Annotated in this window: 17 protein-coding genes, 1 pseudogene and 1 riboswitch; of the genes and pseudogenes, 10 read left to right on the top strand and 8 right to left on the bottom strand. The window is 60.7% G+C overall.

Annotated elements, in window-relative coordinates; genetic code table 11:
* Positions 1-75 precede the first annotated feature (75 nt).
* Positions 76-906, top strand: coding sequence for a DUF2971 domain-containing protein (locus tag OCK01_RS02600; protein WP_263822565.1), 831 nt, complete (start codon positions 76-78; stop codon positions 904-906).
* Positions 907-927: 21 nt separating this feature from the next.
* Here the strand turns inward: OCK01_RS02600 and OCK01_RS02595 are convergent, their stop codons facing one another.
* On the bottom strand, positions 928-1,284 hold the full coding sequence (locus tag OCK01_RS02595; RefSeq protein WP_263822564.1) for an Lrp/AsnC family transcriptional regulator: 357 nt from the start codon (positions 1,282-1,284) through the stop codon (positions 928-930).
* 125 nt (positions 1,285-1,409) lie between these two features.
* Here OCK01_RS02595 and OCK01_RS02590 point away from each other — a divergent pair, with 125 nt between their 5' ends.
* On the top strand, positions 1,410-2,195 hold the full coding sequence (locus tag OCK01_RS02590) for a calcium-binding protein (protein WP_263822563.1): 786 nt from the start codon (positions 1,410-1,412) through the stop codon (positions 2,193-2,195).
* A 36-nt stretch (positions 2,196-2,231) separates the two neighbouring features.
* On the opposite strand, the gene OCK01_RS02585 is transcribed toward OCK01_RS02590, so the two are convergent.
* Complete coding sequence (locus OCK01_RS02585) at positions 2,232-2,666, bottom strand: Lrp/AsnC family transcriptional regulator (protein WP_263822562.1); 435 nt, start codon at positions 2,664-2,666, stop codon at positions 2,232-2,234.
* A gap of 89 nt (positions 2,667-2,755) precedes the next feature.
* Here OCK01_RS02585 and OCK01_RS02580 point away from each other — a divergent pair, with 89 nt between their 5' ends.
* The gene (locus OCK01_RS02580; protein ID WP_263822561.1) at positions 2,756-3,697 is read left to right on the top strand and encodes a threonine/serine dehydratase; all 942 of its coding nucleotides are present in this window, start codon (positions 2,756-2,758) and stop codon (positions 3,695-3,697) included.
* Between the two features lie 227 nt (positions 3,698-3,924).
* Here OCK01_RS02580 and OCK01_RS02575 read toward each other — a convergent pair whose 3' ends face one another.
* From OCK01_RS02575 to OCK01_RS02560, 4 genes are all read right to left on the bottom strand, one after another.
* Positions 3,925-6,549 (bottom strand): mechanosensitive ion channel family protein, encoded by a 2,625-nt coding sequence (locus OCK01_RS02575; protein WP_263822560.1) that lies wholly within the window; start codon positions 6,547-6,549, stop codon positions 3,925-3,927.
* Between the two features lie 91 nt (positions 6,550-6,640).
* Positions 6,641-7,654 carry a FecCD family ABC transporter permease gene (locus OCK01_RS02570; RefSeq protein WP_263822559.1) on the bottom strand — a complete coding sequence of 338 codons (1,014 nt, stop codon included), beginning with the start codon at positions 7,652-7,654 and terminating at the stop codon, positions 6,641-6,643.
* 342 nt (positions 7,655-7,996) lie between these two features.
* Positions 7,997-8,947 (bottom strand): ABC transporter substrate-binding protein, encoded by a 951-nt coding sequence (locus OCK01_RS02565; protein WP_263822558.1) that lies wholly within the window; start codon positions 8,945-8,947, stop codon positions 7,997-7,999.
* The gene (locus OCK01_RS02560; protein WP_263822557.1) at positions 8,944-9,753 is read right to left on the bottom strand and encodes an ABC transporter ATP-binding protein; all 810 of its coding nucleotides are present in this window, start codon (positions 9,751-9,753) and stop codon (positions 8,944-8,946) included. Before OCK01_RS02560 ends, OCK01_RS02565 begins: the two co-directional genes overlap by 4 nt.
* A gap of 123 nt (positions 9,754-9,876) precedes the next feature.
* Positions 9,877-10,091: riboswitch (cobalamin riboswitch) on the bottom strand.
* A gap of 153 nt (positions 10,092-10,244) precedes the next feature.
* Between OCK01_RS02560 and OCK01_RS02555 the strand changes: the two genes are divergently transcribed.
* Complete coding sequence (locus OCK01_RS02555; RefSeq protein WP_263822556.1) at positions 10,245-11,564, top strand: M10 family metallopeptidase C-terminal domain-containing protein; 1,320 nt, start codon at positions 10,245-10,247, stop codon at positions 11,562-11,564.
* A gap of 128 nt (positions 11,565-11,692) precedes the next feature.
* On the top strand, positions 11,693-12,115 hold the full coding sequence (locus tag OCK01_RS02550; RefSeq protein ID WP_263822555.1) for a cupin domain-containing protein: 423 nt from the start codon (positions 11,693-11,695) through the stop codon (positions 12,113-12,115).
* Here OCK01_RS02550 and OCK01_RS02545 read toward each other — a convergent pair whose 3' ends face one another.
* Positions 12,116-12,316, bottom strand: coding sequence for a hypothetical protein (locus tag OCK01_RS02545; RefSeq protein WP_263822554.1), 201 nt, complete (start codon positions 12,314-12,316; stop codon positions 12,116-12,118).
* Between the two features lie 169 nt (positions 12,317-12,485).
* Here OCK01_RS02545 and OCK01_RS02540 point away from each other — a divergent pair, with 169 nt between their 5' ends.
* Both OCK01_RS02540 and OCK01_RS02535 read left to right on the top strand, forming a co-directional pair.
* Positions 12,486-13,130: a DUF47 domain-containing protein gene (locus OCK01_RS02540; RefSeq protein ID WP_263822553.1), complete on the top strand. Its 645-nt coding sequence runs from the start codon at positions 12,486-12,488 to the stop codon at positions 13,128-13,130.
* A complete protein-coding gene (locus OCK01_RS02535; RefSeq protein ID WP_263822552.1) occupies positions 13,130-14,134 on the top strand; it encodes an inorganic phosphate transporter in 1,005 nt (334 codons plus the stop codon). The genes OCK01_RS02540 and OCK01_RS02535 overlap by 1 nt, the downstream gene beginning before the upstream one ends.
* A 14-nt stretch (positions 14,135-14,148) precedes the next feature.
* Here the strand turns inward: OCK01_RS02535 and OCK01_RS02530 are convergent, their stop codons facing one another.
* Positions 14,149-14,913, bottom strand: a complete 765-nt coding sequence (locus OCK01_RS02530; RefSeq protein ID WP_263822551.1) for a class I SAM-dependent methyltransferase — start codon at positions 14,911-14,913, stop codon at positions 14,149-14,151.
* Between the two features lie 85 nt (positions 14,914-14,998).
* Here OCK01_RS02530 and OCK01_RS02525 point away from each other — a divergent pair, with 85 nt between their 5' ends.
* The 3 genes and pseudogenes from OCK01_RS02525 to OCK01_RS02515 all read left to right on the top strand — a co-directional run bounded on the left by OCK01_RS02525 (position 14,999) and on the right by OCK01_RS02515 (position 17,603).
* The gene (locus OCK01_RS02525; protein WP_263822550.1) at positions 14,999-15,781 is read left to right on the top strand and encodes a helix-turn-helix transcriptional regulator; all 783 of its coding nucleotides are present in this window, start codon (positions 14,999-15,001) and stop codon (positions 15,779-15,781) included.
* 139 nt (positions 15,782-15,920) lie between these two features.
* Positions 15,921-16,301 (top strand): annotated as a pseudogene (locus OCK01_RS02520) (helix-turn-helix domain-containing protein); the annotation flags it as partial.
* Between the two features lie 336 nt (positions 16,302-16,637).
* Positions 16,638-17,603, top strand: coding sequence for a hypothetical protein (locus tag OCK01_RS02515; protein WP_263822549.1), 966 nt, complete (start codon positions 16,638-16,640; stop codon positions 17,601-17,603).
* Positions 17,604-17,933: the final 330 nt, after the last annotated feature.

Raw genomic sequence — 17,933 nt, 5'->3', positions numbered from 1 at the left:
ATTGTCCAAAGAAGGGTAGTAGACGAAACTCCAATGGGATGATGTAAGGCTGAATGATAGGTGTTGGAGGTGCTGTTGACGCTATATCATTATTGTTCGGTAAATACGTTTTTCTCAATAATTAACTCTGGCGAAGTTCGCCTTTCTCACCTTAATATGTCCAACGATACATTAGAGGGACGTTGGGCGCAGAGGCGTCTGATTGAGGCTAGTCTAAAATGTGGTTTGCAGCACAAATACAAGGAGGCTTTCGAGAATTATCTAAATAGCTTCGTTGATTTATGGGGAGGGCTTGGGTTTTGCCTGTCCAAAGAAGCAGACATGCTAAGCCAGTGGCGGGCTTATGCGGATAATGGCTGCGGCTTCGCCATTGGGTTTAACCCGTCTCAACTCATTGACGCTGTTAGAAAAAGCGTACCATCTGCCCAGCTTTTGACAGTGGAATATGATGAAAACCGTCAAATCAATTCTTTGACGCGGTTGGCCGCTGAATTGACGCGAATTGTCAACGAAGGCGCGTTTGAGCCATTGCGCTTCAATCTGAGTAGCAACGATGATCTCGGGAACGAGCGACACGCAATTAAAGCACTTCGGCAATCATTGGAGCATATGACCCCACGGTTAAGACCGTTCATGTATTCGATGAAACATCCATCATTCAGAGAAGAAAAAGAAATGCGGATCTTCTCTTTTTTTGATTATGATTCGGAAGAAGTGAAATTTCAACCATCTTTGTTAAAATTAACGCCGTATAGGAGTGTTAAAATAGGTTATGTGCAAGGACTGATTCAGGAGATTATTGTCGGACCACGAAATATTACTCCGCGCTTGCCGGTGGAGGTTTTTTTACGCAGGTCTCTGAAAGCCGATGTTGATGTGAGGTTTTCAGAAGTTCCATATCGTTGACACAGCTTGCTTTCGCTGCCCTCACTTCACCACCTTCAACGCAAGCAAACTCTTATACTTCCGCACTAGCCCCTGCTGCTCGCGCATCATCCGGTCGATGAAATCATTGTACTCGTCGAGATCCCGCACCGCGAGCTGCAGCACATAGTCCATGTCGCCGGCAGCATACCAGCAGGCCTGCACTTCCGGCGCTTTCACGGCCCAGGTCTGGAAGGCGTCGAGCGTGTGGCGGTGTTCGTTCTGGATGTCGAGCTCCACCAGCACGGTCAGGCCGCGGCCCCGCACCTTCGGATTGACGCGCGCCGCACTCTCTTCGATCGCGCCGTCCTGTTTCAGTCCGGCGGTGCGGCCCCTGGCGGCGAAGGCGTGAGTCTGCATTTGGCAAAGAGTTGCGACGACAGGAGAGCACTCAAGAAAATTGATTTGACCTCATAACATTCAAGTATAACTCTGATAGATATTCTGGATCCTGCTTAGAATTTAAGACGATGTTGGAGGATGACATGACGTCCATATTTGTGAATAGCGAATTCGATATGACGGATTTTAGTCCGCGTTATCTCATCGATACTAGCGTAAATCCCGTTTATGGCTGGGAATTGTCCTCGCGTGATGTCGATGAGGTGGTGTTTTTTCACGGAACTGGCCACTACTATGTCGTTTTGCAGGGGACTTTCGCTTTCGAGGATGGCGACGACGGAGCCGTATCGCTTGAATCGACGGTTACGAGTTTTCAGTTTTTCTACAAGGGCTATGGGCAGACCATCGTCAATGCTGTGATTTCCGACATAAATATAAGTTGGAAAGATCTCATGCAAACAACCACGTCCCTCCTCAGCAATGTGAGGCCGGTGACTTTCAAAGGCTCACCGGAAGCGGATGTCGGACACGGCTCACAGCGTTCGGATATGTTTTATATGGATGGCGGTCCCGATCAGGTGTCGGCTCGTAGTGGTGCGGACTACCTTGCGGGCGGCGCAGGAAATGACCTTCTCAAGGGCGGCGCCGGGCAGGATTATCTTCTGGGCGGAAGCGGACGTGACACGCTCTATGGAGGGGCGGACAGCGATACTTTTGCTTTTGTCGGCAAATCGGGACGAGATGTGATTTGCGATTTTGAAAAATACGAGTGGGTGTGGATTGAAAGTAATGTTGTTGAAGCCCATCACAATCTCGGCAAACGATATTTTTATCAGTCCGGCGATGATGTAGTTATTGAAATACCGGGAGAAATCAATATTTTGATTGAAGATACTTTGAAGCATCAGGTACGAGTTAGTATGATGTGATTTTATCTATAACTTCGTGGTTGATGATCGTCGCATTCACTTCACTACCTTCAACGCAATCAAACTCTTATACTTCCGCACCAGCCCCTGCTGCTCGCGCATCATCCGGTCGATGAAGTCGTTGTATTCGTCGAGATCCCGCACCGCGAGCTGCAGCACATAGTCCATGTCGCCGGTGACATACCAGCAGGCTTGCACCTCCGGCGCCTTGACGGCCCAGGTCTGGAAGGCGTCGAGCGTGTGGCGGTGTTCGTTCTGGATGTCGAGCTCCACCAGCACGGTCAGGCCGCGGCCCACCGCCTTGGGGTCGACGACGGCGGCGATCTTCTGGATCACGCCTGATTGCTTGAGTTTCGCGATGCGGCGCTCGACGGCGGAGGGGGAGAGGCCGACGCGGTCGGCGATGCGTTTGGCGGGCTGGTCGGCATTGTCCTGAAGTAGCTCAACAATGGTCCGGTCGATCTCATCCACGGCGGAAAACTCCTGTTGAACGCGGAATTTCGGCGTCGATGTCCGAAACGGCGCGGTCACTCCGCGCGGGTCTTTTCTATCCTGTCTCTATGACAAAGCACAGACAACTTTCCGCAGACCGCATCGCCGAGGCCATGGGCCGCATCGATCCCGTCTTTCTTCATTCGCCTGTTCTCACATCCGAGGCGCTCGGGTTCCACCTGATCGCCAAGGACGAGACCGACAATCCGATCCGCAGCTTCAAGGGCCGCGGCACGGGCAATTTCCTCGCCGCGCATCCGGGCAAAGAGCCGCTGGTGACGGCGTCGGCCGGCAATTTCGGCCAGGGGCTCGCCTATAATGCCGCCCGTTCCGGCCGGGCGCTCACGGTGTTTGCGAGCGTCAACGCCAATCCCCTGAAGATCGAGGCCATGCGCCGCTTCGGCGCCGAGGTCCGGCTCGAAGGCGAGGATTTCGACGCCGCCAAACAGGCGGGCCGCGCTTTCGCGAACGCCTCGGGTCATCTCTTTGTCGAGGACGGCGCGTCCGCCGAGATTGCCGAGGGCGCGGGCACGATCGCGCTGGAACTCATGGAGGCCGCAGGGCGCCTCGACCGGGTCTATCTGCCGCTCGGAAACGGCGCGCTCGCCGCCGGCATGGGCGCGTGGATCAAGGCGCGGTCGCCCGAGACGCGGGTGATCGCGGTGGCGGCCAAAGGCGCGCCCTGCATGGCGCTGTCGCATCAGGCCGGCCATCCCGTCTCGACGCGCTCGGTCAACACCATCGCCGACGGCGTCGCCGTGCGCGAGCCGGTGCCCGAGGCGGTGGAATGGCTGAAGGAGACGATCGACGCGGTCGTTCTGGTCGACGACGACGAGATCCTCGCCGCCATGCGGTTCGCCCGGGATGAATGGACCCGCATCGTCGAACCCGCCGGCGCGGCGGGTCTGGCGGGGGTGATGAAGGACAAAGCGTCGCTTGAGGGGGTGAGGGTGGCGACGCCGCTCTGCGGGGGAAATGTCACGGCGGCGCAGGCGCGGGAGTGGTTTTGAGGGGAGGTCGTATGGTGTTCTGCGGTTTGGCGTGAATGGTCTGCCCGGCCCCTCATCCGGCTGCCGCTGCGTTCTCCCCGTATGACGGGGAGAACGCAGCGGCAATGTCCGCGCCGCATCTTCCTTCTCCCTGCATGCGCGGTGAGAAGGTCCCGGCAGGGGGATGAGGGGCGGGTCGCGGCCTCGCTAAATTCGCCTCGACCTGAAAATAACCGGTTGCCGGACCTTCAACGCCCGTCGTCGTCGCCGTCCTCGTCATCGTCGTCGCGGTGATTGTGGTGGCTGTGGCGGGCGCCGGCGACCTGGTCGATGTCGCGGGCCGCGTCTTCGGCGCGCTTGCGCACGCCGTCGCGGGCGCGGGCCAGCGCCTGGGCTTCATCGTCGGTCATGCCTTCGCCGCGCAGCGCCTCGGCCATCATCGCATTGGTTACGCCCTGGCCTTGACGCACGGTCAGGACGCGCTGTGGATAGGGGATTTCGATGCCTTCTTCCTCGAAACGTTCAAGGATCTCGATGCGGATCGCATTGCGCACGCCCATGCCGGTAAACAGGTCGGCGAGATAGAAGCGCAGCTCGAAATTCAGAGCGGATTCGCCGAAACCCACGAATTCCACATGCGGCTCCGGCATGGTCAGCACCAGAGGCTGGCTGCGCGCGATCTCCAGCAGGATATCCATCACCTTGCGGGGATCCGAGCCATAGGCGACGCCGATCGGTATTTCGGAACGCGCCAGCTTGTTGCGCAGCGTCCAGTTGCCGACGGCGGCGTTGATCAGCTGCGAATTCGGCACGATGACCGACTGGTTGCGGAAGGTTTCGATCTCGGTGGCGCGCACCGAAATGCGGCGGACGAAACCCTCGACATTGCCGTTGACGATCCAGTCGCCGACGCGGAACGGACGTTCGGCGAGCAGGATCAGGCCGGAGACGAAATTCTGCACGATGGTCTGCAGACCAAAGCCGATGCCGAGGGACAGCGCCGAGGCGATCAGCGCGAGGCTCGAAAGATCGATGCCGGCGGCCGATATGCCGATGACGGCGGCGATCACCACGCCGGCGTAACCGAGCGCGGTGTTGACCGAGTTGCGCGCGCCGACATCGATCTGCGAGCGGGCCAGCACATTGCCGTCCAGCCAGCGCTGGAACCAGCGGGCCCCGAACAGGCCGGCGAAGAACACCACGACGCCGGCGAAAATGCCTAGCAAGGATATGCTGATATTGCCGATATGGATTTCGGTGAACAGTTCCACGAACATGCCGAGGATGTCGGCGGCGCGGAAGCCCCATTGCGATAGGATCAGGGGCACGCCGACCAGCACCACCAGCCCATAGCCGACGAGCCCGACCACCAGGCCGACCTGGTCGATGCGGATCTCGTCGAGATTGTGCCTCCGGGCGATGGCCGCGCCCATATTGGTCTGGGCGAAGGCGCCGCTTTCGGAAATGGCGTGGGCGGCGGAGAAGCCGATATACATCGTCACCATGATGGTGGAAGTGACGATCACCTGGCTGGAGACGAATTGCGCCAGGCCGATATAGCCCGACAGCGCCGTGACGATGAGGCCGACGCCGGTGGCCAAAAGCAGGATCCGGACATAGATCGGCCAGGCCCGGCTCGGCCCACCGTCTTCCAGCGGCAGGCGCGGCTTGATAAAGGAGGCGACGATCAGCGTGCCGCCGATCAGCAGCGCCGAGGCGATGCCCTTGACGATGCTGAGCGACACCGGCGCGCCGAACTGGGTGAAGGTCTGGGTCAGCACCGACGACAACGCATTGATGACGGCGAGCATCATGCCGATGGTCACCAGCCAGCGTGCGCCGCGATCGGTCAGGTCCACCAGCCGCCATTGCGGCTTGAGCGGCGAGAAGATCGCCCGTGAGAGACGCCAGATGAAGTAGACGCCGACGATGGCCCAGAGAGACGAGGCGAAGATGGCGTAGAGATCCTCGCGCAAGACCTTGAGATTGTAGAGAATGACCAGGCAGGTCAGCACGAAGGCGGCGGTGGCCGCCGCCGGAACGATCAGCGACAGGAAGCCCGCCGACACCCGACGGAAATAGGGCGGATCGAGGACGTCGGGATCGCGATGAGCCAGCGGCGCGAGCTTGCGCTTCAGCGGCAACATGAAGAGAATCGCGGCGAGCAGCGCGCCGAAAATTGCGCCGAGGAAGCCGCCGCGTTTAAAATTCCACATGAATTCCAGCGAGTTGGTAGTCGCGGACAACATTTGCCCGGACAGCGTCGTCGCTGCCGCCGAGGCTTCCGAGAGCAGGTCGCTGGAGATCGGCAGCCGCCGGAACAGCGTGTCGGTGAACAGCGTGCGGCGGCGCTCGGTGATATCGGCGCTCACGCGGGCGACCTCGGTCTTCAGCGCATCGACATCCGACAGCAGCGAACTCATCGAGGCCTTTTCGTCCTGCAGGCGCTTGCGATCGTCGGTGACGGCCTTGTCCTCGGCCTTGCCGTCCGTCGGCGCAGGTCCGAGTTCTTCCAGCCGCTTGGTCACCACCTCGTAGCGCGCTTCGAGATCGGCGGTGGAACCGGCGATGTCCTCGGCCAGCACATCGGCTTCGAGCTTCAGCAGCGACAGCGCGGAATCGTCGTCGCTGGATCGCGTGGCCTTGCCGCGCAAGGCCTCCAGGTCGCCGGCGGCCTTGTTGACGCTCGCCTGCACCTCGTCGCGCAGCGTGTCCACCGCGGTCTTCACCACCGTGCGCTGGGTCGAGGGCGCCTCGGCCGGGGGCTGGCTCGTCGCGGCAGGCTGCGGCGCGGTTTGCGCAAGCGCCGCGCCGCCATATGCGGCCGTCAGCGCAGCGGCGAGGAACAGGGACAGAAAGGGCAATCTTTTCATGGCGGTCTCGTCGCGTGGTTCCGGAATCGCGCTGATCACGCGCATGGTTTCCTTTTCCTTAACGGAAAAGGCGGATGCGGCAAGCGGCGGATCAGTTTCGGCGCATGATCCAGAGAAACGCCAGCCCGCCCACGAGCCCGGTGACGACGCCGATCGGCATGTCTTCCGGCGCCATGATGGTGCGGGCGGCGAGATCGGCCCAGATCAGCGCCACACCGCCGCTAAAGGCCGAAAGCGGCAAAACGCGGGCATTGTCGGATCCGGCGAGCGCGCGGACGAAATGCGGGGCCATCAGGCCGACAAAGCCGATCGCGCCTGAGAAGGCCACCATCACGCCGGTAAGCAGCGCCGAAACCACGAACAGCGCGATGCGGAAAGGCTGTACCGACACGCCCAGCGTCGCCGCCGTCTCGTCGCCCATGGCGATGGCGTTGAGCGCCCGAGCATTGGGCTGCAGGAAGGCGAGGGCGACGGCGAGGGTGACGGCGGGGTAGAGAAGATGCGGCCATTCGGCGAGGCCCAGGCCGCCGAGCATCCAGAAGGTCACCGATTGCGCCGCGCGGGGATCACCGAGGAAAACCAGCAGGTTGGCGAGCGCGGTGAAGACGAAGGAGACGGCGACGCCTGCCAGAACCAGCCGGTCCGCGCCATTGGCGTGGCCGACGCGCGCGGCGATCGGAACGGTGATCATGGCGACGAGCGCCCCGGCGAAGGCGAAGACCGGCACGGTCAGCGCTCCCAGCACCATGCCGACATGGATCAACGCGATCACCGCGCCGACCGCCGCGCCCGAGGAGACGCCGAGCAGATGCGGATCGGCGAGCGGATTGCGGGTCAGCGGCTGCAGCACCGCGCCGGTCAGACCGAGACCCGCGCCGACCAGCCCGCCGAGAATGACGCGCGGCAGCCTGACATCCCAGACGATGCTTTCCCGTCCCGCCGACCAGTCGACCGCAATCATATCGGGCGCAATCTTGTTGGCCACGATCTTCCACACCGTGAGAGCGGGAATGGAGGCTGCGCCCAGCGACACCGCCATGATCATGGTGAGGCAGAGAAGGCCGAGGAGCGCCGCGGTGATCAGGAGGAGGCGGAGAGGGGGCATGGGGAGCGGTTGCTACTTGTTTTTGTTTCAGTTTTGCGTGCAAGATTTGTAGGTAGGCGTTTTGGCGCGCCCGGTTCCTGCGTTTCAGAGATGTCGGGGATCTTGGCCACCCCCTCTGTCCTGCCGGACATCTCCCCCTCAAGGGGGAGATTGACTCGCGGTGATGCCTCGCTTTCTCTTGACGCCATCAGTTGCGTCAACGAGGCCATTCAATGTAGCGGAAACCGGCGCCCCAGCCGATCTCCCCCCTTGAGGGGGAGATGCCCGGCAGGGCAGAGGGGGGTGTTTCCGGTCCGCAGCGCTAGCGAGTCGTCCAAGTTGCCGCCGCTCAATGCGCGCTGATCACATATTGCGCGGATGAAACGCCTTGGCCAATCGTGCGATCGCTCCGATGTTGCGTGGACCCGGCGTCGCCTCGACATAGTCCAGCACGACGAAACGATCATTCTTGACCGCGTCTACATTCTTGAAGGCCGGGTTGGTTTTCATGAAGGCGATCTTCTGCTCGGCGGTGACTTCGCCGTAATTGACGATCACCACGACTTCGGGATTGCGCTCGATCACCGGCTCCCAGGAGACTTCGGTCCAGCTTTTTTCGACGTCGTCCATGATGTTCTTACCGCCGGCGGCTTCGATCATGGCGGTGGGGATGCCGTATTCGCCCGAGGTGAAGGGCTTCTCCTCGCCGGAATCGTAGACGAAGACGCGGGCGGGACGATCGATCGGGCCGACGCCCTCGACGATTTCGGCCAACTCCTTGCGATAGCCCGCCACCAGCGCCTCGGCGCGGTCCTCGACGCGGAAGATCTTGCCGAGATTGAGGAGGTCTACGAACATATCGTCCATGGTCGGCTTGGCCTTGTTCATGATGTGAACGCAGCTTTCGGTCAGCTCATAGACCTTGATGCCGAGCGGCTGAAGGGTTTCCGGCGTCACGTCGCCGCCGACCTTCATGCCGTAATTCCAGCCGGCGAAATAGAAGTCGGCGTCGGCGCCGAGCAGCACTTCCTTGGTCGGATATTTCGGCGACAGTTCAGGCAATTCCTTGACCCCGTCGCGGATTTTCTCGTCCAGCGTCTTCCAGCCGGATACGCCGGTATAGCCGACCATGCGGTCCTGCAGCTTCAGGACCAGCATCATTTCGGTGAGGTTGACGTCGTTGGAGATGGCGCGGCTGGGGGCGGCGTCGAAGGTGACGTCGCGGTTGCAACTCTTGACCGTGACGGGGGCGGCGAAGGCGGCGGTGGCGAAAAGCGAGAAGGTTGCGCCGACGATGAGAGAAAGGGTTTTCACAGGAAAGCTCCGGAATAGGACGAACGGGAAAAGGCGAAGCGCGCGGAGCCCTCGGCGCCGATGCGGAATTTTGCGGCCTCGACGCCGAAAGCGCCGGCGATGGCTGTTTCGGTGAGCACCGTCTCGGGCGGGCCGAAGGCCGTCAGCCGTCCGCCGTTGAGAATGGCGGCGCGCGAGGCGAAGCCGGCGGCGAGATTGATGTCGTGCAGCGTGGCGATGACGGTGACGCCCAAGCCTTCAAGCAGATGCAGGATGTCGAGCTGGTGGCGGATGTCGAGATGGTTCGAGGGCTCGTCGAGGATCAGCAGACGCGGCTCCTGGGCGAGCGCCCGGGCCACCAGCACACGTTGCTTTTCCCCCCCGGACAGGGTGGAAAACTGCCGCCCGGCGAGGTTTTCGAGGCCGAGATGCTCCAGCGCATGGTGGACCTTGGCGCGGTCTTCCTCCGACCAGCGGCTTAATCCCCGCCGCCAGGGAATACGGCCCATCATGACGATGTCGCGCACGCTGAAAGGGAAGGCCGCCGGGCTTTCCTGCAGCACCACCGCCACCTTGCGGGCGAAGTCGCGCTGCGGGATCGACCAGATGTCCTCGCCGCCGAGCAGCACCGAGCCGTCGCTCGGCCGGACGCCGCGAAACAGGCAGCGCAAGAGCGTCGTCTTGCCGGCGCCATTGGGGCCGACGATCGCCAGACGTTCACCGGCGGAAATTCGCAGGGAGATGTCGGCGATGAGTTTCGGGCCGCGCGGCGGGGCGAAGCTGACGCCGCGGGCTTCGAGATCCAGACCGTCCACCGCGCAGTTCATGACGCGGCCTCGGGCAGACGCCCGGTTTTGTGGAGAAGGCGGATTGGCGCCGCCATACGCATCAGGTTATGACCGGCGAGACGCCGGCCGCCATTCGATAATCGCATCGGAACACCCCGTCCGTGGTTACTGTCGCTGAATGGCAGGTCTCCTGGCTTGCGGGTCTTCGCCGGTCTGCGCCTTCCCAGCTTTCGCCAGTGGCTCGTTGCAGACAGGCTCGCCGCATACAGTTGCGGGGGCAGCCACGGCTTCGGCCCCTCTGGGGTCGTCCTCACCGTGTTCCCTATTAAGCCGTCGCCCATTTTCGCGGCGACAGCGCCATTCTTCTCTGTCATGCCATCAACTCTCTTATCGCGCAAGCCGGATCGCGACATCCAGTTTCGTCTCTTGCTTTGTAATGGTATAACATTTGTTGACTGTCAATCGTTCACCATGGTTTTCGACGCGGTGTTTACGGGTCGCGGCTAACAATAGGGGAGAAGGAGCCGCGCATGCTGAACTGGAACACGATCACCGAACATGGCGACTATGCTGCGGAACGCTCGGCGTTGCTGACGTTGCTGGAGGGCGCGACGACCAAGCCGTATGTCGATATCGTCGGCGTGCCGACGATCGGCATCGGCTTCAGCCTGCGCGCCAATCTCGACAAGGTGCTGCTGGCGATGGTCGGGGAGGAACATTACAGCGAGACACTTCTGTCGAAGCTCGACGCCGTGGTGGACAAGACCCATTCTTACGGCTCCAGCGCCACACTGATCTCGGCGCTCGACAAGGTGATGGCGGCGTGGAGCAAGTCGGTCGACAGCGATGTTCCCAAGACATTCGCCTTCGCCAGCAGCGACCAGATCGCCGAAGCGCTCGACCTGATTTCCCCGACCTATGACAGCTATGTCGACAAGTGGTTGTCCGGCATTCCGGACTCCGATGAGCGCATGGCGCTGTTCTCGCTGGCTTACAACAATCCGGGCCTGCTGGGCTCCGGGTTGAAGGCCGCGATCGAGGAGGGGGATCGCGCCGAAGCCTGGTTCCAGATCCGCTACTATTCCAATGGCGGCGCGAGCGCCGGCCAAGGCATCGCCAACCGCCGCTATGTCGAAGCCGATCTCTTCGGACTCTATGACAAGGACGGCAAGGCGACATTCTCGGAAGCGGTTCAAACGGGCCAGATGCTGGCGGAATGGCATGAGAAAATTCTGAGTTACGAGGCGAATTACGATCCGGGCGAGGCGGCGAAGATCAAGGGCGTCGAAACGATCGGCGACATCACCGAAGAACTCGCGCCGGCCATCCGCACGGCGCTCAAGACTTTCGGCCTGTCGGCCAAGACGGAGGTCGAGGAACTGCTCGCCACCGACAAGGGCGTGACCACGGTCTATGGCGACGGAACGAGCGCCGACAGCGCCGCAAACGATGCCGACATGTTGATCGGCCGCGCGGGCGCCGACACGCTCTATGGCGGGACGGGAAACGACATTCTCGTCGGCCGCGCCGGCAGCGATCTTCTGTCTGGAGGAGCGGGAGACGATCTGTTCGTCTTCTCGACCGCAAAGGACAGCACCGCCAAGGCTTCTGATCTCATCGACGACTTCACCAAGGGCGAAGACCAGATCGCGCTGACCAAGGCGCTCGATGGCGACTACGATTTTCTCGCCCGCGGCGTCGGCTTTTCCGGCGAGGGCGCCGAAATCGGCTGGCGTTGGAAGGGCGGTGACACGCTGGTAACGGTGGACCGGGATGGTGACGGCGGGGCCGATCTAATCTTCAAGCTGGATGGGAAGATACGGCTGACCGACGCGGATTTCATGATGTGAGCAGTAAACACGTCGCCATTCCGCGATTTCCGACTTCTGGGCGGATAGTCGACTTTCCAACGCGGTGATGTCTATAAGGCTGGCGAAACAGGACGCCGCCGCTCAGCGACTACGTCAACGGAGAGCCCATGACCACCGCCCGCGACATCATCGACGCCCTCGAACTCGAGCCGCATCCGGAAGGCGGCTGGTATGTGCAGACCTTCAAGGACGGCGAGACGCGGGACGGCAGAGCGTGCTCCACCTGTATCTATTATTTGTTGGAGGCCGGGCAGCGTTCGCATTGGCACAAGGTCGATGCGGTGGAGGTCTGGCACTATTACGCGGGCGCGCCGCTGACCTTGCGCCTTTCCGCCGATGGCAAGACGGCGCGCGCCTCAACCCTCGGCCCCGACGTGCTGGCGGGACAACATCCGCAGGTCGTGGTGCGCAAGGACGAATGGCAGAGCGCCGAGAGCCAGGGCGACTGGACGCTGGTGGGCTGCACCGTCGCGCCCGGCTTCGACTTCGCGGGCTTCACCATGGCCGAGCCGGGCTGGGAGCCCGGCTGATCAGGCGAGATCCGGCTGCGGCGGGCGCGGGATGCGGCTATCGGGATCGATCCGCGCCGCATCTTCCTTTCCCTTGGCCCCGTCCTCGATCTCACGGTCCGACAACTCGCCGAAAGGCGCGATCGGGATCGCCTTTCCGGTCAATGGATCAATCTGCGGGGCGGCGTCTCGGGGAGATTGGGCGACAGGCTTGGGGTTCATCATAGCAGTCCTTTCTGTCTGATGCAGGCTGTTTTGAACCCAACGGCCCGTCACGCGCCTTGTTCCCCGGTGGATAACCTCGCGTTTGGGCAACTTAACGCCCCCGGCAGTGTTTCGGCTTCGGCCTCAGGCTTTTATGACAGTTTCATGACAATTCATGGAAAGTGACATGCTGGGCCTGTTTAGGAAATTGATGCCGCGGGAAGACCGCTTCTTCGATCTGTTCGAGCGCCACTCGAAGGTGGTGATGGCGGCGGCCGAGGAGTTGCGGGCGCTTCTCGCCGGCGAGGGCGATCTCGAGGCGCATTGCGACCGCATCGTCGCGCTCGAAAACGAGGCCGACGACATCACCCGCGAGGTGCTGCTCGCGGTGCGCAAGAGCTTCATCACCCCCTTTGATCGCGGCGACATCAAGGACCTGATCCAGTCGATGGACGACGCCGTCGACATGATGCAGAAGACGGTGAAGACCATCCGCCTGTTCGAGCAGAAGAGTTTCGAGCCGGGTATGAAGGAAATGGGTGTCACCATCGTCGAGGCGGCGCGGCTCTGCGCCGAAGCCATTCCGCTGCTCGATCGCCTGGGGCCGAACCACACGCGGCTGACGGCGATCGCCGAAGAGGTGATGCGGGTGGAGGGGCGCTCCGACGACCTGCACGACCAGGGCCTCAAGGACCTGTTCCGCAAGCATGGCCACAGCAATCCGATGGCCTATATGATCGGCAGCGAGATCTATAGCGAGCTCGAAAAGGTCGTCGACCGCTTCGAAGACGTCGCCAACGAGATCAGCGGCATCGTGATCGAGAATGTCTGATGGATGCGACCCTCGCTCTGCCGCTTCTGATCGCGCTGGTGGGAATCGCGCTGTTGTTCGATTTCCTCAACGGACTGCATGACGCGGCCAATTCCATCGCCACCATCGTCTCGACCCGCGTTCTCAGGCCGCAATATGCGGTGTTCTGGGCGGCCTTCTTCAATTTCATCGCCTTTCTGTTCTTCGGCCTGCATGTGGCCGAGACGCTGGGCAAGGGCATCATCGATCCTTCGATCGTCTCGCCGCTGGTGATCTTCTCGGCGCTGATGGGCGCGATCATCTGGAATGTCGTCACCTGGATCTTCGGCATTCCCTCAAGTTCTTCGCATGCGCTGGTCGGCGGTCTCGTCGGGGCGGGCCTCGCCAAGACCGGCGGCGATGCGCTGGTGCTGACGGGGCTGTTGAAGACGGTGGGGGCGATCTTCCTGTCGCCGGCGATCGGCTTCTTCCTGGCGCTTCTGCTGGTGCTTCTGGTGTCCTGGCTATTCGTGCGCCAGACGCCGTTTGCGGTCGACAAGACTTTCCGCTTCGCCCAATTCGTCTCGGCCTCGCTTTATTCGCTCGGCCACGGCGGCAATGACGCGCAGAAGACCATGGGCATCATCGCCGTGCTGCTCTATTCGCAGGGCTATCTCGGCGGGAATTTCCATGTGCCGTTCTGGGTGGTGATTTCCTGCCAGTCGGCCATGGCCTTGGGCACGCTGATGGGCGGCTGGAAGATCGTGCATACGATGGGCTCGAAGATCACCAGGCTCAATCCGATGCAGGGCTTCTGCGCCGAAACCGGCGGCGCGCTGACCCTGTTCGGCGCCACCTGGCTCGGCATTCCCGTCTCCACCACCCACACCATCACCGGCGCGATCGTCGGCGTCGGCGCCGCCCGCCGCGTCTCCGCCGTGCGCTGGGGTCTGGCCGGCAATATCGTCATCGCCTGGATCGTGACGCTGCCGGCGGCGGCGGCGATCTCCGCCGCCTTCTATTTCCTCGGCGGATTGTTCGGCTGATCGCGGCGGGCGGCTCAGGCCGCCCGCGCTTCAAGAAGCGCCATGTCGAGCATGAAGGAGCCGTCGGGCTCGATCTCGAAATAGGCTTTCACATCGGCGCTCGCGCTCTCCTGCACCGAGCGGATCGCGGCGACGAGCTCGGGCGGCGTCGCCATGCGGGCGATCCAGCTCGAAAACTCCATCTGCATCCGCCAGCGCTTGACGCCCGTCACCTCGAAGCCTGCCTGTTCCAGCATCACGGTCCATTCGGCCAGCGAATAATCGCGGACATGCGAGGTGTCGCGGAGCGTCTCTACAACCTGCAAATGGCTGTCATAGAGCGGATCGGCCGAGGCGACGACATCGACGAAGAGGGCCGTCGCGCCGGGCTTCAACACGCGCCGCGCTTCGCGCAGGCCGGCTTTGGCGTCGCGCCAGTGATGGGCGGTGAAGCGACAGCCGAGCATGTCGAAGGCGGCATTTTCAAACGGCAACTTTTCCGCCGGCGCCCGGACGGTGTCGATATTGGTCAGTCCGCGCGCCGCGGCGGTCTCAGTCACGGCTTTCAGCATGTCGGCGGAGAGATCGCAGGCGGTCACCCGGCCGGCATGTTCGGCCAGCCGATAGGCGACATGGCCGCCGCCGCAGCCGAGATCGATGGCGCGGGCAGGGCGGATCGCGGCGGCGACCTTAGCGATATAACCGAGATCGGCGCCCTGGGCGTGAACGCTGGAGGCGACATAGGCTTGGGCGCGGGGGCCGAACTGCCCCTCGACATGGGTCTGGTGGCTCTTTCGCATCGATTGTCTCCTGTCTTGACTCGGCGACTATGACAGGCATTTATTCTGTTACAAGATGAGGCTTTATCCTGGTATAAGATCTGCCATGACCAGCGACCACCAACGAAAACTGCTGGGCGATTTCGTCCGCGCCCATCGCGAACGGCTGACGCCCGACCCGCCCACGGGCCGGCGTCGCACGCCGGGCTTGCGGCGCGAGGAACTGGCGGCCCGCGCCCAGCTCTCCGCCACTTGGGTGACCTGGATCGAGCAGGGGCGCGATGCGCAGGCCTCGCCGCAGGCGCTCGCGCGTCTCGCCGAGGCGCTGCTGCTGACGCGGGCCGAACGCGCCTATCTTTTTGAGCTCGCCGGCCGCCGCGATCCCGATCATGCCCAGGCCGAGCCGAGCGAGCGGGCGCCGGACAGTCTGGCCGCAATGGTCGAGGCGCTGCCGCATCCGGCCTATGGCCTAGACCGGTTCTGGAACGCCATCGCCTGGAATATCGCGGCGGCCGATCTCTTCTCCGGCTGGCTCGGGGAGGGGCGCGACCGAAATCTGCTGCGCTACATCTTCCTCGACCCTTCGGCCCGGCGCTTCATCCTCGATTGGCCCGATCGCGCCGCCCGAGCGCTCGCCGAATTCCGCGCCGATTTCGGCGCCAGCTTCAACGATCCGCCGATGCTGGCGCTGGTGGAGCGTCTGGTCGCCGACAGCGCCGATTTCGCCGCGCTCTGGAAGGCGCAGACGGTGATGGATCGCGAAGGCGGCGATCGGGGATTTCTGCATCCGGAGCGCGGGATGGTGCGTTACCGGCAGTTCACGTTTCGGCCGGCGGACCGGCCGGACTGCAAGCTGGTGATGCTGGTGAGGGAAACCCGACTGTCCTGAGATGGTAATCGCCTGACAGTTGATCTGAAGTTTCGATGCGCGACCGCGAGAGTCGAGCGCTTCGAAACGGGTGTGGCCATGCCGCGCGAGAGCGGGTTTGATGGTGTCGCCAAACATCTCGAATCCGAGGACAACGAACATGGCCACGATGGACAAAATAGCACGTCGCAAGCTGTCTTTTCTCGATCTCGCGAGCGAACTTTCCAATTTTTCCCGCGCCTGCAAGGTGATGGGCTATTCCCGCCAGCAATTCAACCAGATCCGCCTCAACTTCCAGACCTATGGAGCCGAAGGAATGATCGACCGGCTGCCTGGAGCGAAGGGGCCACATCCGAACCGCGTGCCCGCCGAGATCGAAGAGGCGATGCTCGCGCACAGCCTCGATCATCCCTGCCACGGCGCGCTTCGGGTCGAGCAGGAACTCCGGCTCAAGGGTCTTGCCGTCTCTTCAGGCGGCGTGCGCGGCGTCTGGCTGCGCCATAACCTGCTCACGGAACACGAGCGGCTGTTGCGTCTGGAGAATGAGACGACTAAACCGCGCTTCAAGACTTGTAGCCGTAAAAGACTGACGGACGCTAACCACGGGCACTAAGATCTGCCGAGGGTCAGAGCAAGCGCTCAAAGTGTAAGATTCTCATTTTTTGACTCAAATAACTTAGCGACTGAGCAGGAACCGTTCAGTCCAACACTAAGGTCAGGATCTAGAATTTTCGAAAATTCAGATTGCACGAGATCGAGCAAAGTAGACCGGATATTATCAAATTCTTGATGCCCACCCTGCCTAAATGATCTCGACTGTGTGATCAAAATCCTGTTAATATAAAAGCACAAGTCAAAAAAATGAGGAAATGGTATTATGAGGAGAATTCTTTGCACAGCTGCTATTGCCCTTTCTCTTCTCATCCCATCTGCGCTCACCGCGCAGGAGCTTCCAGCCAACATAACAGCTATTTTGGATGCGATTAAATCCGCCTGCCTTGTGAGCGAGAAGCTGGACAAGGCGTACGCCCTTAAAGTTCGTGCAGCAATTGACGTCATTGAAAAGTCACTTGCAGCAGAAGTTGAGGCTTCAGAAAAATACTCGAAAGTGTACTCGCAAGTAAGTGAAATCGATGCCGCGGCAAACAACCAGTCGTTGGACAGCGCACGAAAATGCATAAAAGATACAGGTATATTTGCGATACTTAATGTTCCTCCATCAAAAATCAATATCGCCTTGGTAGACGGGACTAATCTCAGTTATCAATCTGACGCCGACATGACGGGTCGAAGTAATCTCGTAGTCCTTACTGAGCTATTGGCCGGAAAAATTGGAGACCCAGACCCGATTTTTCACCAAATTGGTGTAAGAGTAGACTGGTCGGATTGGGAGCAGATCGCAAACAAGCATCCTGATCTCGTGTTACTACATTGGTCTGCATTCGAGAAAAGTAAATCGGACGCTTCTGGAAAGCAGGTAAATTGTGAGCCGATGATCGACAATCGTTGCGGAAACAAAATAGTAAGAATGCTCAGCCTTATTGCTCGCCATAGCGGTAAACCTACGAAATTTATAATATACTCGAGATCAAAGTTTATGTGCGCGAAGCAATTTAAAGATGGTCTGATGGAAATTATGGCTCCATACGAACAAAAACTCTATGAAAATGTATTTCTTTTTAGAATTCCGAAGCAGAATGACGGGTTTGACGAAGCTGACACTACAGCTGCGCTCAGAGACATGGTTATGTGGATGTTTGACCGAGCATCGTTCAAAATGACACCTGCGAATTTAGCCGGAGGAGAACCTGTGGCTGAAGGGTGCTCCGTCATACCTGACTAGACCCAGCTCGACGGGCGTCGCTGCACAGAAACTGGTATTCTATCACTGTTTATAAGATCGACTCGCCCCAACGTTTTGTTGGGACGATACCAGCGTCATCGGCATGTCACATAACAAGCTGTTTCTTGAGTCGGAGGGTATTCACCCACTTGCGAAACTCGTCCCGAGATTCATTGGTGAGTGGTAGGCGAATATCGAACTCAGCGAGACGGCTATGGGCGAGAGCGTACCTCGTAAGCTCCACAACTTCGGCATTCAGTTCCTGCCTTAGACAATTCACGACATGAGGTCTCCTTTCCTCCCCGCGACACCCGTCCCCCATATCCCGAC

This window comes from Rhizobium sp. TRM95796 (assembly GCF_025779995.1).
Classification (GTDB): domain Bacteria; phylum Pseudomonadota; class Alphaproteobacteria; order Rhizobiales; family Rhizobiaceae; genus Rhizobium_E.
Note: the sequence above shows the minus strand (reverse complement) of the source record. Positions and strands in the feature narration are given on the sequence as shown.

What these genes read in the sequence shown, in the direction of transcription:
- OCK01_RS02555 (WP_263822556.1), top strand. Translation starts at nt 10,245, where the DNA reads ATGCTGAACTGGAACACGATCACCGAACATGGCGACTATGCTGCGGAA.
- OCK01_RS02570 (WP_263822559.1), bottom strand. Translation starts at nt 7,654, where the DNA reads ATGCCCCCTCTCCGCCTCCTCCTGATCACCGCGGCGCTCCTCGGCCTT.
- OCK01_RS02595 (WP_263822564.1), bottom strand. Translation starts at nt 1,284, where the DNA reads ATGCAGACTCACGCCTTCGCCGCCAGGGGCCGCACCGCCGGACTGAAA.
- OCK01_RS02590 (WP_263822563.1), top strand. Translation starts at nt 1,410, where the DNA reads ATGACGTCCATATTTGTGAATAGCGAATTCGATATGACGGATTTTAGT.
- OCK01_RS02540 (WP_263822553.1), top strand. Translation starts at nt 12,486, where the DNA reads ATGCTGGGCCTGTTTAGGAAATTGATGCCGCGGGAAGACCGCTTCTTC.
- OCK01_RS02530 (WP_263822551.1), bottom strand. Translation starts at nt 14,913, where the DNA reads ATGCGAAAGAGCCACCAGACCCATGTCGAGGGGCAGTTCGGCCCCCGC.
- OCK01_RS02525 (WP_263822550.1), top strand. Translation starts at nt 14,999, where the DNA reads ATGACCAGCGACCACCAACGAAAACTGCTGGGCGATTTCGTCCGCGCC.
- OCK01_RS02515 (WP_263822549.1), top strand. Translation starts at nt 16,638, where the DNA reads ATGAGGAGAATTCTTTGCACAGCTGCTATTGCCCTTTCTCTTCTCATC.
- OCK01_RS02575 (WP_263822560.1), bottom strand. Translation starts at nt 6,549, where the DNA reads ATGAAAAGATTGCCCTTTCTGTCCCTGTTCCTCGCCGCTGCGCTGACG.
- OCK01_RS02550 (WP_263822555.1), top strand. Translation starts at nt 11,693, where the DNA reads ATGACCACCGCCCGCGACATCATCGACGCCCTCGAACTCGAGCCGCAT.
- OCK01_RS02560 (WP_263822557.1), bottom strand. Translation starts at nt 9,753, where the DNA reads ATGAACTGCGCGGTGGACGGTCTGGATCTCGAAGCCCGCGGCGTCAGC.
- OCK01_RS02580 (WP_263822561.1), top strand. Translation starts at nt 2,756, where the DNA reads ATGACAAAGCACAGACAACTTTCCGCAGACCGCATCGCCGAGGCCATG.
- OCK01_RS02535 (WP_263822552.1), top strand. Translation starts at nt 13,130, where the DNA reads ATGGATGCGACCCTCGCTCTGCCGCTTCTGATCGCGCTGGTGGGAATC.
- OCK01_RS02545 (WP_263822554.1), bottom strand. Translation starts at nt 12,316, where the DNA reads ATGAACCCCAAGCCTGTCGCCCAATCTCCCCGAGACGCCGCCCCGCAG.